Origin of the sequence: Demetria terragena DSM 11295, from assembly GCF_000376825.1 — a bacterium.
In the GTDB taxonomy this organism is placed as follows: domain Bacteria; phylum Actinomycetota; class Actinomycetes; order Actinomycetales; family Dermatophilaceae; genus Demetria; species Demetria terragena.
Map to the genome: position 1 here is coordinate 1 of NZ_AQXW01000002.1, position 15,004 is coordinate 15,004.

General features: G+C 63.2%; 16 protein-coding genes and 1 tRNA gene. 10 read left to right on the forward strand and 7 right to left on the reverse strand.

The annotated features are described in order from the left end of the window. The coding region (locus F562_RS17575) for an Ig-like domain-containing protein (protein WP_040385110.1) at positions 1–1,266 on the forward strand (1,266 nt) is incomplete at its 5' end. 98 nt (positions 1,267–1,364) lie between these two features. Here the strand turns inward: F562_RS17575 and F562_RS0100860 are convergent. Then, positions 1,365–2,321 carry a glycosyltransferase family 2 protein gene (locus F562_RS0100860; protein WP_040385112.1) on the reverse strand — a complete coding sequence of 319 codons (957 nt, stop codon included), beginning with the start codon at positions 2,319–2,321 and terminating at the stop codon, positions 1,365–1,367. A gap of 61 nt (positions 2,322–2,382) precedes the next feature. Here F562_RS0100860 and F562_RS0100865 point away from each other — a divergent pair, with 61 nt between their 5' ends. The 8 genes from F562_RS0100865 to F562_RS0100905 all read left to right on the forward strand — a co-directional run bounded on the left by F562_RS0100865 (position 2,383) and on the right by F562_RS0100905 (position 6,508). Next, positions 2,383–2,583, forward strand: coding sequence for a hypothetical protein (locus F562_RS0100865; protein ID WP_018155024.1), 201 nt, complete (start codon positions 2,383–2,385; stop codon positions 2,581–2,583). Between the two features lie 17 nt (positions 2,584–2,600). Beyond that, positions 2,601–3,191, forward strand: a complete 591-nt coding sequence (gene nadD, locus F562_RS17580) for a nicotinate-nucleotide adenylyltransferase (RefSeq protein WP_018155025.1) — start codon at positions 2,601–2,603, stop codon at positions 3,189–3,191. Continuing rightward, the gene (rsfS, locus tag F562_RS0100875) at positions 3,188–3,550 is read left to right on the forward strand and encodes a ribosome silencing factor (RefSeq protein ID WP_018155026.1); all 363 of its coding nucleotides are present in this window, start codon (positions 3,188–3,190) and stop codon (positions 3,548–3,550) included. Before nadD ends, rsfS begins: the two co-directional genes overlap by 4 nt. Beyond that, positions 3,547–4,218, forward strand: coding sequence for a histidine phosphatase family protein (locus F562_RS0100880; protein ID WP_018155027.1), 672 nt, complete (start codon positions 3,547–3,549; stop codon positions 4,216–4,218). Before rsfS ends, F562_RS0100880 begins: the two co-directional genes overlap by 4 nt. Beyond that, positions 4,215–4,778 carry a PaaI family thioesterase gene (locus tag F562_RS0100885; RefSeq protein WP_018155028.1) on the forward strand — a complete coding sequence of 188 codons (564 nt, stop codon included), beginning with the start codon at positions 4,215–4,217 and terminating at the stop codon, positions 4,776–4,778. Before F562_RS0100880 ends, F562_RS0100885 begins: the two co-directional genes overlap by 4 nt. 52 nt (positions 4,779–4,830) lie before the next feature. Next, a tRNA-Ala gene (locus tag F562_RS0100890) sits at positions 4,831–4,903 on the forward strand. 162 nt (positions 4,904–5,065) lie between these two features. Continuing rightward, the gene (locus F562_RS17585; RefSeq protein WP_040385114.1) at positions 5,066–5,449 is read left to right on the forward strand and encodes a glyoxalase superfamily protein; all 384 of its coding nucleotides are present in this window, start codon (positions 5,066–5,068) and stop codon (positions 5,447–5,449) included. Between the two features lie 153 nt (positions 5,450–5,602). After that, on the forward strand, positions 5,603–6,508 hold the full coding sequence (locus tag F562_RS0100905) for a glycoside hydrolase family protein (RefSeq protein ID WP_156822458.1): 906 nt from the start codon (positions 5,603–5,605) through the stop codon (positions 6,506–6,508). A 39-nt stretch (positions 6,509–6,547) separates the two neighbouring features. Here the strand turns inward: F562_RS0100905 and F562_RS0100910 are convergent, their stop codons facing one another. The 3 genes from F562_RS0100910 to F562_RS17595 all read right to left on the reverse strand — a co-directional run bounded on the left by F562_RS0100910 (position 6,548) and on the right by F562_RS17595 (position 9,119). Further along, positions 6,548–7,072 (reverse strand): putative immunity protein, encoded by a 525-nt coding sequence (locus F562_RS0100910; protein WP_018155032.1) that lies wholly within the window; start codon positions 7,070–7,072, stop codon positions 6,548–6,550. Positions 7,073–7,095: 23 nt separating this feature from the next. Further along, positions 7,096–7,842, reverse strand: a complete 747-nt coding sequence (locus F562_RS19940) for a class F sortase (protein WP_018155033.1) — start codon at positions 7,840–7,842, stop codon at positions 7,096–7,098. A gap of 107 nt (positions 7,843–7,949) precedes the next feature. Next, the gene (locus F562_RS17595) at positions 7,950–9,119 is read right to left on the reverse strand and encodes an acyltransferase family protein (protein WP_018155034.1); all 1,170 of its coding nucleotides are present in this window, start codon (positions 9,117–9,119) and stop codon (positions 7,950–7,952) included. A 92-nt stretch (positions 9,120–9,211) separates the two neighbouring features. Between F562_RS17595 and F562_RS0100925 the strand changes: the two genes are divergently transcribed. Continuing rightward, positions 9,212–10,180, forward strand: coding sequence for a nucleoside hydrolase (locus F562_RS0100925; protein WP_018155035.1), 969 nt, complete (start codon positions 9,212–9,214; stop codon positions 10,178–10,180). A 26-nt stretch (positions 10,181–10,206) separates the two neighbouring features. On the opposite strand, the gene F562_RS0100930 is transcribed toward F562_RS0100925, so the two are convergent. The 3 genes from F562_RS0100930 to F562_RS19945 all read right to left on the reverse strand — a co-directional run bounded on the left by F562_RS0100930 (position 10,207) and on the right by F562_RS19945 (position 14,916). Beyond that, positions 10,207–11,808 carry an SLC13 family permease gene (locus F562_RS0100930; RefSeq protein ID WP_018155036.1) on the reverse strand — a complete coding sequence of 534 codons (1,602 nt, stop codon included), beginning with the start codon at positions 11,806–11,808 and terminating at the stop codon, positions 10,207–10,209. Positions 11,809–11,912: 104 nt separating this feature from the next. Further along, entirely contained in the window at positions 11,913–14,234 is a 2,322-nt protein-coding gene (locus F562_RS0100935; RefSeq protein WP_018155037.1) for an MMPL family transporter, read from the reverse strand. A 73-nt stretch (positions 14,235–14,307) separates the two neighbouring features. Then, the gene (locus F562_RS19945) at positions 14,308–14,916 is read right to left on the reverse strand and encodes a TetR/AcrR family transcriptional regulator (RefSeq protein WP_018155038.1); all 609 of its coding nucleotides are present in this window, start codon (positions 14,914–14,916) and stop codon (positions 14,308–14,310) included. Positions 14,917–15,004 lie beyond the last annotated feature (88 nt).

The following is a 15,004-nucleotide window of genomic DNA, read 5'->3' on the forward strand; positions in this document are numbered from 1 at the left end:
ATCACCACTGAGGACGGCGATACTGCTGAGTCGACTGGCACGGTGACGGTGACTCCTGCGGGTCAGGTTCCGCCGGTGGCGAATCCGGATGAGGGTACGACGCCGTTGAATACGCCGGTGGATGTGCCGTTGTTGGATAATGACACTGCTGGTGATACGCCGATTGTTCCTGGTGAGACCACGTTGTTGGATGGGGACGGTAATCCCACCGATGAGGTGACGGTCCCGGATGTGGGGACGTTCACGGTCAACGATGAGGGTGTGGTGACGTTTACGCCGGTGGATGGGTTTACGGGTGAGACTCCTGCTGTTCCTTATCGGATTTTTGATGAGGATGGGGATTCGGCTGATTCGACGGTGACGGTGACGGTCGAGCCGGGCGATCCCGGTGACCCGGTGCCGCCGGTGGCGAACCCGGATAAGGAAACGACGCCGCTGGATACTCCGGTGACGTTTGACCCGACCGAGAACGACACCCCTGGTGACACGCCGATTGATCCGTCCAAGACCACGCTGTTGGATGAGGACGGTAACCCCACCAATGAGGTGACAATTCCGGATGTGGGGACGTTCACTGTTGAAGACAACGGTGAGATCACCTTCACGCCGGAGGATGGTTACACGGGTACGACACCGCCGGTGGACTACCGGGTTTTCGATGAGGATGGCGATTCAGCTGACTCGACGATCACGGTGACGGTGACACCTGGGTCGGACCCAGGTGATCCGGTGCCGCCGGTGGCCAACCCCGACAAGGAGACAACCAAGCCGGGGACTCCGGTGACGTTTGACCCGACCGATAACGACACCCCTGGTGACACACCGATTGATCCGTCCAAGACCACGTTGTTGGACAAGGACGGAAACCCGGTGGACAAGATCACGATCCCGGATGTGGGGACGTTCACTGTTGAAGACAACGGTGAGATCACGTTCACGCCGGTGGATGGTTACACGGGTACGACACCGCCGGTGGACTACCGGATCTTCGATGAGGACGGCGACTCAGCTGACTCCACGATCACGGTGACGGTGACCGACCCAGGTGGTCCTGGTGACCCGGGCAATCCCGGTAACCCGGGCGGACCTGGTGACCCAGGCGGACCCGGTGACCCAGGCGGACCCGGCAAGCCGGATAACCCGCAGGTTCCGACGGGCGATCCGGTGTCGCAGGGCCCGAACACGACTCTGGTGGCAGGCGGCCTCCTGGCCGCGTTGCTGGCGCTGCTTGGCGGAGCGTTCTTCATCCGCCGCTCACGTCGCTAGAACCGCATAGGTTCTCGCTGAGTCAGCGAAGCCGGGCAGGAAACCTCGAGTTTCCTGCCCGGCTTTCGCGTTCGCGGGCCTGAGCGGGGATCACACCCTCAGGGCGCTGATGGTGGGTTTTCGTCGCTAGCGAGGGAGTCGTACGCGATGTAGTGCGTCGGTCGCCCTTGCTGAGCCGAATAGATGCGCCCGACATACTCGCCCAGGATGCCAAGGCACAACAGTTGCAGACCCGCGAAAGCGGCGACCACCACGACAGTGGAGGTCCAACCGGGCAGGGCGTGGCCGGTGATGTTGACGGCCAGGGCATACAGCAACAGACCAGAGGCCACGACGAACCCGAACAAGCCGAACCACGTAGCCAGCCGCAGCGGTGCTTGAGAAAAACCGGTCAGGCTGTCGAGCGTCAGGCGAATCATCTTCGACAACGGATATTTCGACACCCCGGCGGCGCGCTCATCGCGTCGGTAGTGCACCTCCGCCGAGGGGAACCCCAATGACGGGATGACCAGGCGCAGCACCCGGCCATGTTCGGGCAGCGCGTTGACAGCGTCGGCAGTTGCCCTCGAAATCAGTCGGAAGTCACCCGCATCCAGGGGTGCATCCACGGTGCCGACTGCCCGCATCGTGCGATAGAAGGCCCGGGCGGTGAGCCGCTTGAACCTCGTGTCGCTGCTGCGGTCGTTACGCACGCCGTAGACGACGTCTGCCTGTTCGGACGTTGCCATCGACAGCATGTCCGCGAGTACCTCGGGCGGGTCCTGCAGATCGGCGTCGATGCTGGCGATCCACGCGCCACGGGCGAGTTGAAGGCCGGCCGACATGGCGGCCTGGTGACCAGCGTTCGCGCGCAAGCGCACAATCCGAAGTTCCGGCCAATCTCGGTGAAAGCGCTGCAGCAGTATGGGGCTGGTGTCCGTGGAGCCGTCGTCGACTGCGACGACCTCGTACGGGACACCAAGACGGTCCAACACGGGTCGAAGACGCCCGACGAACAGGGGGAGCACGTCCTCCTCGTTAAAGATCGGGACGACGACCGACATCTCCGTAACCATGATGCGGAGATGGTATCCGGGCAGGTGAGCGACCGTCAGACCTAGCCAGTACGCTGGGCCTATGAAGTCATCGCTCATCACCTGGGCTGCATCTGGGGAAGAAGCCGCCGGCGAGCACGGTCAAGAATTGCCGATGCCCGCGCTGGGATACGGCCTGGTGGCCCTCGCGTTCTTCGCCCTGTGCCTCCTCGTGCTGTGGTCCTTCCGCAACACCGCTGCCAAGAGCAGCGAGCACAGCACCGACCAGAAGTCGGAGCACTGAGCGCGCGCATCGGGGTGATGGGCGGGACCTTCGACCCGATCCATCACGGCCACCTTGTCGCCGCCAGTGAGGTGCAGGCACGACACGACCTCGACGAGGTCGTGTTCGTCCCGACGGGCCAGCCGTGGCAGAAGGCGGGCAAGGCCGTCACCTCAGCCGAACACCGCTATCTGATGACGGTCATCGCGACCGCTTCAAACCCGCGGTTCACCGTGAGCCGGGTCGACATTGATCGGCCTGGGCCCACGTACACCTTGGACACGTTGCGAGATCTGGGCACCCAGCGGCCGGACTCCGAGCTGTTCTTCATCACCGGCGCGGACGCTTTGGCACAGATCCTGAGTTGGAAGGGTGTCGACCAACTCTGGGACCTCGCCCAGTTCATTGGTGTCACCCGTCCCGGCCACGTACTTACCGACGAGGGCCTGCCCGCTGACCGGGTGACTCTCGAAGAGGTTCCCGCGATGGCGATCTCCTCGACGGACTGCCGCGGACGAGTCGGCGGGGGAGAGCCCGTGTGGTATCTCGTGCCCGACGGTGTCGTTCAGTACATCGCCAAATATGGGCTCTACCGGCCGGGTGCCGGTGGCCTCCAGGAGGACTCATGACAGCCACCGACCGAGCGACCGAACTGGCCCGCGCTGCTGCTGCGGCCGCCGAGGACAAACTCGCGACCTCGATCATGGCCATTGACGTGAGCGACCACCTTGCGCTGACTGATGTGTTCCTGGTGGTGGCCGGCGACAATGAGCCGCAGGTGTCGGCGATCGTGGAGGCCATCGAGGATGGTCTGCGGGACTTGGACAGCAAGCCGGTACGACGCGAGGGCAAGCGCGACGGTCGCTGGGTCCTGCTCGACTTCGGCGACATTGTCGTCCACGTTCAGCACGAGGAGGAGCGGGAGTATTACGCCCTCGAGCGGTTGTGGAGTGACTGCCCCACCATCGATGTGAGCTCCGCAGAATGACGGCAGGCGCTCCGGTTCCTGGGCCGAGCGAGCGGTTGATGCGCGGCTCGCAGACTCCGCGACGATTGATCGTGTGGCGGCATGGGGAGACCACGCACAACGCGGCCGGAATCTGGCAGGGCCAGCTGGACACCGAGTTGTCCGATCGAGGGCGCGACCAGGTGCGGGTCGCCGCGCACGCGCTGCGTTCGCAGACGCCCGTCCTGCTGTGGAGTTCTGATCTGCGGCGTGCTCGCGCCACGGCTGAGGCACTCGCCGACGTGACCGAGTTGTCAGTGCGCACCGACGAACGCCTTCGGGAAATTCATGTGGGGGAGTGGCAGGGGCTCACCGCAGGCGATGTCGCCGAGCGGTCCCCGGACATTCAGGAGAAGATCGCGCGTGGTGAGGACCCGGCGCGCGGGGTGACCGGTGAGACCGTGGCGCAGGTTGTGTTGCGTACCCGCGAGGCGGTCGCCGAGTTCGTCGAGCACCTTGCGCCAGGTGGGACCGGAGTCATCGCCACGCACGGGGTGACCGGGCGGGCGATCGTCGCTGACTTGGCGCAGATTGACCAGCGTGTTGCGTGGATGTCATTGGCCGGCCTGCACAACGCGCACTGGGCCGAGTTGGTGGAGCATCGCTTTGGCTGGCGCATCAGCAGGTGGAACGCAGGAGCGCCATCGTGAGTGAGCCAACAGCGAGGTTCCCGTTCATCACTCGGATGGTGAAATCGCGACGGCATGTCAACCGCCCGCGTACCCTCAACCTGCCGCCGTCGAGGCAGTGGCGAATCATGAACTTCTATCCGCCCTTTCTCGGGATCGGACTGCGGGTTTATGACTGGACCGAGGACTGGACCGAGGTCAAGGTCAAACTGCTACTCACGCCAATCAACCGAAACACCCACGGCACCGCGTTCGGTGGCTCGATCGGCGCGATGACCGATGCCTTCAACGCGCTGCTGCTCATCGGACAGCTCGGCCAGGATTACCACGTGTGGGACACGGAGTCGCGGGTTGAGTACGTCAGTCCCGGCGCCGGAACGGTCTACGGGACATTTCGCGTGACGGCGGAGGAGGCCGACGAGGTGCGCCGCGAGGCAGCCTCGGGGGAGAAGGTCTTGCGGTGGTTCGAGACCGACCTGACCCTGCGAGATGGCACGGTCGTGGCCCGCGCAAAGCGACAGGTCTACATCCGCCGGAAGAAGTCCAAGCCCGATTTGGCCGCCACCAAAGCGGACCGTTAGAGTACGGAGGTCGCCGCGCCTGACGCGGTGAACAACCCGAGTTTCGACTCGCGGGGCTGTGGCGCAGTTGGTAGCGCACTTCCATGGCATGGAAGGGGTCAGGGGTTCGAATCCCCTCAGCTCCACGCTGTGATGTCTCACGACATCTGCAAGGCCCGAACCCTCATTGAGGGTTCGGGCCTTGTTGGTTTTGGGGTTGGTAGTCCTTGGTGGGGTCGAGGGTGATGGGTCGACAGTAGAGGTAGACGGGCATCCTTCGGCATGCCGCCTGGCGTAAGTTAACAGCCATGTTGCCAACCTCCCGCGGCGAGTCAGGCCCAGCAGTTCCGGTTCTCCGCATGTTCGACGAGACACAGGCGCGAGAGTTCTATGTGACCTACCTAGGCTTTGAAGTCGAGTGGGAACACCGATTCGAGCCGGGATTTCCGCTGTATCTGCGGATTCGCCGCGACGAGACCGTTCTTGATCTGTCCGAGCACTACGGTGATGGCACGCCTGGTTCGGTGCTCTGGATCCCCATTCGTGGTGTGGACGCTTTCCTTGCGGACCTCTCGCATCGCCCGCACCCGCGGCTGCGCCCCGGGATCGACCGCGAGGCGCCCGGGGGTCCAACAGTCGAACTCACCGATCCGTCTGGAAACGTCCTGCGGTTCTGTGAAGTCACGACCTGAGCGGATCGAAGAGGACCAGCAGATGGCGTTGCGCCGCTCCTGTTCAGCCGCCCACGTGTTGCATTCCGCGTTGGAACCGAACCCGCTGCCGAGCCTGAGCGTCTACGCCCGCATCTTCGGGGACGGCGCAATGTACAGAATGAGGATGCTCGTATGAGAAAAATCTCAACAATAGGCGTAATAGCCAGCATCGCTATTTTTATGGCAGCGGGACCGATATCACCATCCATGGCCACAGAGTCACAGGGCCTCGACGAGTTCAGTGCCCTCGACGGCTTCAGCGAACTTAGGACGTTCAGTGCGTCCAGCGAAGAATTAGTGGATTCCGATCCAGCGAACGTGCGTGTGATGACGCTGCCGTCCTCGAGTTGGGACGTCGCGATCGATGTCGTCGAGAATCAGATCGTCGTAGAGAGCGACGACGGCCCAGCGCTTTCGATCGACTACGACGGTCCCGACGGTGACGGACATCGCGTAGGCATCTCGCCAAACACCGGGTGCGGACTCATGGAAGGCCAGTTCTGGGGCGCCACCACCCCTCTGATTTATCCGATCCTGGATCCGGACCTCCACAAAATCGAGGATATCTGGGTTATTGCCGGGCCGGGTGATTCCCTCTGGGTGTTGATGTCAGGCGGGAGCTACCAGACTCTTGACCCGGATGCTGCCGACAAGCCGCTGTTCATGGCTGCGCGGTTTGCGGGGGACAGCGGTGCACTGTCGGCAGATCTAGCTGGGCTCTACTACATACTTCCTTCGAAAAATCCGGCAACGGACCTCGCCATTGAAACTGCGGACCCGCCAACGATTAACCGCACGATCACCAAGAGCAGTTCCGCCTCCATAGAGTATTTCGATGACGTGCGTAAAATCGCGGTTTCGGATGCCACGTACGGTGACCTCGACATTACGACAATGATCGACCGTCTCCAGGTACAGGTCGAATCCAGCCCCATTATGGATGTCTTTGAGTTGGACCTTGACCATACCTTGAAGGATTTGGGTCAGGAAGTCGTGTACATGGACATTGACTTCGCCATTGGTTCTTGCCTGCCGTAGAGCGCAGAGGAAGCGAAAAAGTGCTGCGGTTCTGCGAAGTCACGACCTAATGTCGTCGAACACCGACCAGCAGATGGCGTTGCGCCGTTCCTGGTTTTCAAGCACCAGGTCGCGCACCTCGACTGGAAGGTGGTCGCGCTGCCAGTCACGTTCGGCAACCCGAGCGGCTTCCTCGTGGCCCGGCGGTGCAGCGGCTTGAACAGCCTTGATGGCGTACGCCGCGGCGCCTAGGTCATGCTCGGCCACATGGGCAACGCAGGCGGCTTGACCGGCGGAGAAGGCGGCGAATCGCGCGGCCCCGCGCAGCGGCCTGGCCGCACCCATCGCATGGCCGCCCCTGGCGCGGGACTCCATCATCGCCATGTCGCCATGGGTCCAGGACCGGACCGCAGCAATCGCCTCCCGCGGTCGAGCATCCTCGGGGTGTGCATCCTCGAACAGCGGAAGGACACGCTCAGCGCACTGTGCTGCCCACCGCCCTAAGTGCCGATGGTCTTCATCAGTGAGCGTCCCGCCGCGGCGGATAGTCACGAGCCGTGGATCACGGATTTTGGGGAGAATCATCAGTCCCTATCGCGAGCGCTCGGTCATCGCGGCACGGCGGTGACCACGATGTTGTCTTCGTGGGTATATCGACCGTCGTTCGTACGAATCACGCGTCCCCCACACGTCACGATCGCTAACTGTCGCGGGCCATCGGCCCGGAAGATGTTGTCCGGAAGCGCGGTCTTGCGATAGGACTTCACCGCGTTGACGACCCATGTCGTCGGTTTGCCTTTGGCATCAGTGGTCACGACGGACGCTCCGGGCTTGACCATGCCGAGGAGGAAGAGGGCTCCGGGTGTGCCGCCGTGAGTCACGTGACCCGCGACGAGGGAGGTGCCTTCCTTCGCACCGAGAGACGCGGTGGAGCGCAGATGGCCCACCGTCCGCAGGTCATTTGGAAGCAGCATCGACCCTTCACTGACGCCTTCTGAGACAACCCGAGCTTGGACATACAGCGACGGGATGGCGAGGTAATTCGAGGGAGGCTTGCTCGCCGAGGTGGCGCCGTTGCCCGTGCTGTCGGGTGAATCCACGAGGTCCGTCCACTGCTTGTCGACTGCCTTAGTGCGGACGTACGGCCCATGGTCTCCGTCAGGAATGGTCACCGGCTTGTCGGCAGCAGGCCTCGGAATCTTCCGCGCGTCCTCCGGCGACAAGGATGAGTCGGCGCTCGGCGTGGGAGTGGGCTCCGGCGGGCGGTCCTGCATGCCAATGATCACCGCGGCGATTCCAGCGGCGAAGAGCGCAATACACAGCAGCGCCGCGATGAGAGCACGCCGACGTGTCATGACGGCATTCTTCCACTCGCGCGGGCCACGCCGAGCTGACTCGTCGTGTGTGTGCCTATGACGATACGAAATCGTGTCGAATCCACTTGACCGGTGGACTGCTCGACTCAGGTCTTCGCGTCTGGCGCAGGGCTCGGCTTCTTCTGGGTTGGCAGTTCGTCACGGCGAATGAGCCAGTCGACGTTGGGCTCGATGATGGGCCGAGCGACCTTGGCGACCAGGTCCGTCGACAAGATCACGGTCAGGAATCCCGCGAACACCACGAGGGTCAGGATGCCCAGTAGGCCCCAGTCACCGATGTCGGAGATGATCCCGTAGTTGCGCATCAGCACCAGGATCAGCAGGTGGATCAGGTAGATGTAGAGCGTGCGGGAAAGCTGCCGTTGGAATCCAAGCGAACGTCGTGGCACCAGCAGGAGGAGCGCCAGCGTCATGGCCGCACCGACTCCCATCACGCTGGCCCGGAGCAGGACACCGGCAACTTCGGTGATGAGTTCCTTTTCGCCGACACCGAACGAGCGCAATCCTTCGAGCGCTGCCTCGGATCCGGGCTTCAGGAGATCTTGGTAGGAGTTGCGACCGAGCGCCCACCGGTCGATGCGCCAACGTTCCTCCAGGTTGGGGAAAGCCAGCAGCACCGCCGCGATGATCACGAATACTCCACCGGCAGCGGCGCGTACGGCCACCGAGGGGCGGGCGAACCATTCCTGCGTGGACCATCCGCGGTCCTTGGCAAGGTATCCGGCGACGAAGAAGGGGAGGAAGAAAAGGGTACGTGCCGCGGAGTAGTCGGTCCCGATTGCGGGGACAAGACCCGCGCCAAGGGCCAGCAGGATAGAGACCAGCATCGGTCGGCGCAGCCTCATGATGATGGGCAGCAGGATGCGCAGGCTGGCCAGCGTCAGCAGGAACCACAGTCCCCAGGACGGCACGATGATGTTGTTCTCGGTGATTTTCTCGTCGTCGATGTAGAAGTGCACCAGCGCAAAAATCACCTCCCAAATCAGCCAGATCACGATCAGTTGGATGACCGACCGGACGGCTTTGACGTTGATCTCGGGCTTGGAGAAGTAGCCGCTGATCGTCAGCAGCGCGGCGACGTGGAACAGGTAGAAGTACAGGTAGATCAGGTATGCCGCGTCCGAGCTTTGGCGGAGCGTTTCCAGAGTGTGCGCGGTGACGATGAAGAAGAGCAGCAGGTAGCGAGCGTGGTCCCACAGCGCGACACGTGCGGGCGCCTTGGCTGGCGAGGTGCTGGCGGGTTGTGACGGTGACATTGCGCCCAGGGTAAACGGGAGATGGCCGCAAGGTGAGGATGTGGCGGCGCCTGTGTGCCGTGCCACCCATTCGACTACGGAAGGATCGGACCATGACCAGACGGATCATCATCGACACTGACACCGCACAGGATGATTGCGTGGCCCTGCTCGTCGGGTTGCTCGATCCGGCAGTGCACCTCGAAGCAGTCACCGCGGTCGCGGGCAACGTCGCCTTCGATCGCCAGGTGCGCAACGCTTTCCTCACCTTGAACGCAGCTGGCCGGTTGGGAGAAGTGCCGGTGCACCTGGGTTGTTCCCGACCGATGGTGCGCGAGTGGGTTTCAGCCGAGGACGTTCACGGCGATGGCGTGGGTGGCCTGGACATGGACTTCAGTGACTGTGAGCCGGATCGGGAACACGGTGTCGATGCACTGATTCGGGTGGTGCGCGACAGCCCTGGCGAAATCGACATTGTGGCGATCGGTCCGCTGACCAACCTCGCTGTCGCACAGGCGAAAGACCCGTCCTTCGCCTCGAAGGTGCGGTCACTCACGGTCATGGGCGGGTCGAACAACGGTCGCGGGAACATCACTGCCGCAGCGGAGTTCAACTTCTTTGTTGATCCAGAGGCAGCGCAGGTGGTGCTCGAGGCGGGGTTCGACATCACGATTGTTCCGTGGGCTCCGTTGACGCTTCGGGACGCCGTGTTCAGTAGGGCCCGGCTCGCCGAGATCGAGGCGATCGGGTCGCCGCTGTCCCGGTTCTTCCTCCAGGTCTGTGCTGCGACGTTGGCGTTTGACGAAGCCGTGGGGATCCCGGGCACCACGCATCCGGATTCGCTCTCTGCCGCGGTGCTGCTCCACCCAGAACTCGTCACGGCGGCAGGGCGCTACCACGTTGCCGTGGAGACGAACTCAGATCTCACCCGCGGGTATGCGGCCATGTCCTGGGGTGTGCATGGGCTGGCGCCAAACGCGACCGTGATCGAGTCGGTCGACTCCGAAGCGTTCTTCGAATACGTGGTCCACCTCCTGCGTCGTGAGGTCACGCCAACCCGCCCGTTGCGCGGGCTGCGCTAGCCGTCAGCCCCGAGGCGCCGAAAACGCTAGATCGCGAGGTCGAGTGCGAACGGTCCGATGATGACGGTCAGCAAGGTGATGAGAATGACGCCGACCACGTTGAGAACCGCGCCGCCTCGGGCCATCTCGCTGATCTTCACCGCGCCGGTACCAAAGACGATCGCATTAGGTGGCGTACCGACCGGCAACATGAACGCACAGGTCGCGGCCAATGCTGCGGGGATGAGCAGGACCATGGGATCGATGCCGATGCCGACCGCGACGCCGCCCAGGACGGGAATGAAGGTCGCCGCTGTGGCGGTATTGCTGGTGACCTCGGTGAGGAGGAGTACCAGTGCGACCACAGCCAAGATCAACGCGACGACGGGCAATGCTTCCAGCCCGCGAACCTGCTGCCCGAACCACTTGTCCAGTCCGCTGGCCGCGACCGCGGCAGCGAGGCTGAGACCACCTCCGAAGAGCAGGAGCACCCCCCACGGAAGGCCTTCCTCAGCGTCCTTCCATTCCAGCGCCATCCGGTGGTCTTTGTCGGCGGGAATGAGGAACAGGATCAAGCCAGCAGCGATCGCGATCGCGGTGTCGTCGAATTCGCCCAGCCATGAAGCAGATTCGGCAATCGTGTCAATGTTGGACAGGATGCTGGGAACGACCCACATGAACGCTGCGCCGGAGAACACCGCGAGCACGACCTTCTCGCCTTGACTCATCGGGCCAAGCTCGCGGATTTCGGCATCGATGAGCTCACGGCCGCCCGGGATCTCGCTGAGCGAGAAGCGGAACATCACCCGGGTGATCAGGAACCAGGCCAGCGCGATGAAGATCACCACGAGCGGAACGCCGAGGATCATCCAGTCGACAAAGCCAATCTCCTTGTCGAGCTCGTCGCTGACGTAGCCGGCGACGATGGCGTTAGGAGGGCTGCCGAGCAGGGTGCCCAGGCCGCCGATCGAGGCTGCCCAGGCGATGGACAGCATGAGCGCCACGCCGAAGGTGCGCACGTCAGGGTCAGCGACGACATCGCTGATTCGGCCACCTGCGTGGACTTCGTCGGAGGTCTCGGACGTCTCACCGCGCGAGACGTTTTCGATGACGAGGGCCAGGATGGAGATACCGATGGGCAGCATCATCAAGGTGGTTGCGGTATTCGACACCCACATCGACAAGAACGCAGTCGAGATCATCATGCCGAGGATGATCTGACGCGGGCTCGTGCCCACCCGGCGGAGTGTCAACAGCGCGATGCGCCGGTGGAGATTCCACTTCTGCATCGCGATGGCAATGAGGAAGCCGCCAAGAAACAGGAAGACAATCGGGTTGGCGTACGGCGCTGCCGCTTCTTCCACGTTGAGTTTGGTCAACGGTGGGATCACGACAAGCGGCAACAAGGCCGTGGCTGACAGCGGGATCGCTTCGGTCATCCACCAGACCGCCATCAGGGTGCCGATAGCCGCGACCCATCGACCATCTGCGGAGATGTCGGCAGAACCGAGGGCTAGGTAGACCAGCGCGGCCAGCGCCAGGCCAAGCGCGCGGAACATCCACGTCCGCCCGGCCGGGGGAACGCTGCCCTGCTCGCCAGCGCGCTCGTCGTATTCGCCCTGTTCCTGGATGACTCTCTCGTCCGTCATGGAAGGACGCTATCTAAGACACTGGACCTCGCGCAGGAGGTTGCTATTTGAGACCCGAAAGGGCTGGCAGCGCAGATGCGCCGCCAGCCCTCCGGATGGGGAAATCAGTCCCTTGCTGAGCCCGCTGTGACCAGGTCATGGTCATCATGAGATTCAGCCGAACCCTGGGCCGCGAGGCTTTCGCCCTCGACGTCAATGTTGGGCAGAATTCGGTTGAGCCAGCTTGGAATCCACCAGGCGCGGTCGCCGAGCATCAACATGACGGCCGGCACTAGCACCATGCGCACCAGGAAGGCATCCAAGAAGACAGCGGTCGCCAGCGCGACGCCGATCGACTTGATCAGCGCGTTGTCCTGGAAGGCGAAGGCGGCGAACACCGAGATCATGATGAGCGCTGCGGCCACGACGACGCGGCCCGAGTGTCGGAATCCGTCGATGACCGCGTCACGCGCTTCCATGCCGTGGCTGTACGCCTCGCGCATCCGGGTGGTGAGGAATACCTGGTAGTCCATGGCCAGCCCGAAGACGATGCCAATCAGCAACGTCGGCATAAAGCTCATGATCGGCTGCGGGTCAAAGATCCCAAACAGGCCGTCCTGTACCACCTTGACGGTGACTCCCAGCGTTGCCAGCACCGACAGGAGGAACCCTCCGGTAGCCAACAGTGGCACCACGATTGACCGGAACACCAGCACGAGCAGAAGGAATGCCAACCCGACCACAATGGCCAGATAAACCGGCAGGGCGTCATTGAGCATCTTGGAGACGTCGGCCTGGATCGCTGTCTGTCCGGTGATGCCAATGGACGCACCGGTCCGCTCTTCGACGTCAGGTTGTTCGGCCCGCAGACGCTCCAGCAGATCGTCGGTCTCGACGTCCGCCGGTCCGGTCTTGGGCGTGATCAGAACCACCGCGCCGTCGCCCGACGAATTTGATTGCACGACTTGGGCGTTCGCGACACCTGGGTCGCTACTGGCCCACTTGACCACCTCACCAGTCGCGGCTTGCTGACGGGTGCTGTTGTTGAGGTCGCGAGAGTCAACAACGGCCACCATCGGCGCACCGCGGCCGGGGCCGAATCCCTCGGACATGAGGTCGGCCGATGTCCGGGCCTCAGTCCCCACGGAAGCCGTGGAGTCTGACGGGAGGCCAAGGTGGATGTCTTTCACCGGTACGGCCAACGCCGCGAGGGCCGCGACGACCGCGATGGCTGCGAGCCACGGGGCCTTACGTATACCGGACGCGAGGCGTACCGATCCATTCACTGCCGCGTGATCGCGGTCGTCAGTGACGACCTCTTTGCGGAAACGTCCGGCGAAAGCCTTGCCCTTGAGCATGCCCATCAGCGCTGGGAGGAAGGTGAGTGCGATCAGAACGGCCATGACCACGGTTGCCGCGGCGGCGAGTCCCATGGCGGTGAGCAGCGAAATGCCAAGCAGGGCAAAGGCACTCAGAGCGATGACGACGGTGAGGCCGGCGAAGACCACCGCCGAGCCGGCCGTGCCGAGGGCGCGACCCATGGCATGCTCTCGGTCGTCGGTATGCCGCAACTCAGTTCGGTATCGCGACAGGATGAAGAGCGCGTAGTCGATACCGACCGCCAGGCCGATCATCGACGCGAGGGCGGTCGTGGTGTCGGAAAGGTCAAAGAACGCTGTCGCGCCGGTGATGCCCGCCAGGCCGACCCCGACGCCGATCACCGCGCTCAGAATCGGAAGACCGGCCGCTACAAACGATCCAAAGGTGATGACGAGAACGATCAGGGCGATACCAATACCGATCAGTTCCGAAGTGCCCGAGGGAAGTTCAAACTTCTCCATACCGGTGCCGCCCGCGGCAACCGTGAGGCCACCCGTGGAGGCGTCTTTGACCGCGTCGCGGACGTAGTCCTGGGTCTCGGGTTTGACGTCCAGCGCATTCGTGACATTGAAAGTCCAACTGATGGTGCCGGTGCGGCCATCCTCCGAGAGTGGCGACAGCGCTTGCGCGTTGGCTTTGGCGACGGCCTCAGGCGTGCCGCTCTTCGTCGATTCCGTCACAACCTGCTTTTCCTGAGCCGGTGCTGCAGTGACCGGGTTGAGGAACGGGGTTTCCGCGGCGACCTGCGGAGTGGTTGACAGTTTTTGCGTCAGGGCGTCGATCTGACCGCGGTAGGGCTGCTCCGCCAACGTGTGTCCCTCGGGCGCCTGTACGACGATCCGTCCTGAGACTTCCTGGTCGGCCGACTTGGCTTGTGGGAACAGTTCCTTCTGAGTCTCGGCGGCCTCCACTGAGGGGATGCCAGGGATGGCGAACGAAGTGGTGAACGGCTTCGCCTGGGTAGCGGCAAATCCGCCCACCGCGAGGAGGGCCAAGAGCCAGCCGACCATCACGATCGGCCAACGGCGGTATGCCGTCCGGCCTAGTCGGTAAAGCAGTGTTGCCACGATGTCTCCTTCAGTGGTGGCGTCGGATACGAGACGCGCGTAAGAGTTGGTGAATGACGGGGATGGGGGAGGGTCAGGCGGGGCGAACGCTTGCCCAGTACGCGTCGACGACGTCGTCGAAGACCTCGCTGATCGCGCGGTCGTCTTGGGCGAACTCGTCCAAACACACCTGGATGAGCGCGAGCAGCGTGCGTGCCATCACGCGAGCGCGAAGATCGTCCTCCGACCAGTTCTGCCGACCGCTGATCAACTTCGCCGCGAGTTCGGTGATGATGGAGAACCGGTCGTTGATGAGCTGCTGCATCTTGGGGTCGGCAGCGATCGCCTGCTCGACGAGCCGGTGGCACTCCAACGCTCGGGGATGGTCGCTGACGACGTCGACCATGATGTCGCGGACGAACTCGATGACGTCCCGGAACGGCTCGGGGGAGGGCTCGGCATCTTGGAAGGTCGCCAGCGCAGGATGGCAGTCGATGTCGTCCTTGGGGCCAAGCACCGCGGACTCTTTGTCGCGGACAGCATTGAACAGCGTGCGCCTACTGACGCCTACTTTTTCGGCCAACTGGTCCATGGTGAAGCCGTCGTAGCCGTGCTCGATGACCAACTCGCACGCGGCGTGCTGGACGTCGAGTTGGCGGTCCAGAGCTCGTCGCTCCGCTGCCGATGTTGCACTGATCTTCATGGAGTGCAGTTTTGCACTTGACTACACGTCAGTGCAAATCGCATCGATGTGATGTGCACGACAACCCTGCGGCGGCTCGTTCGTCCCT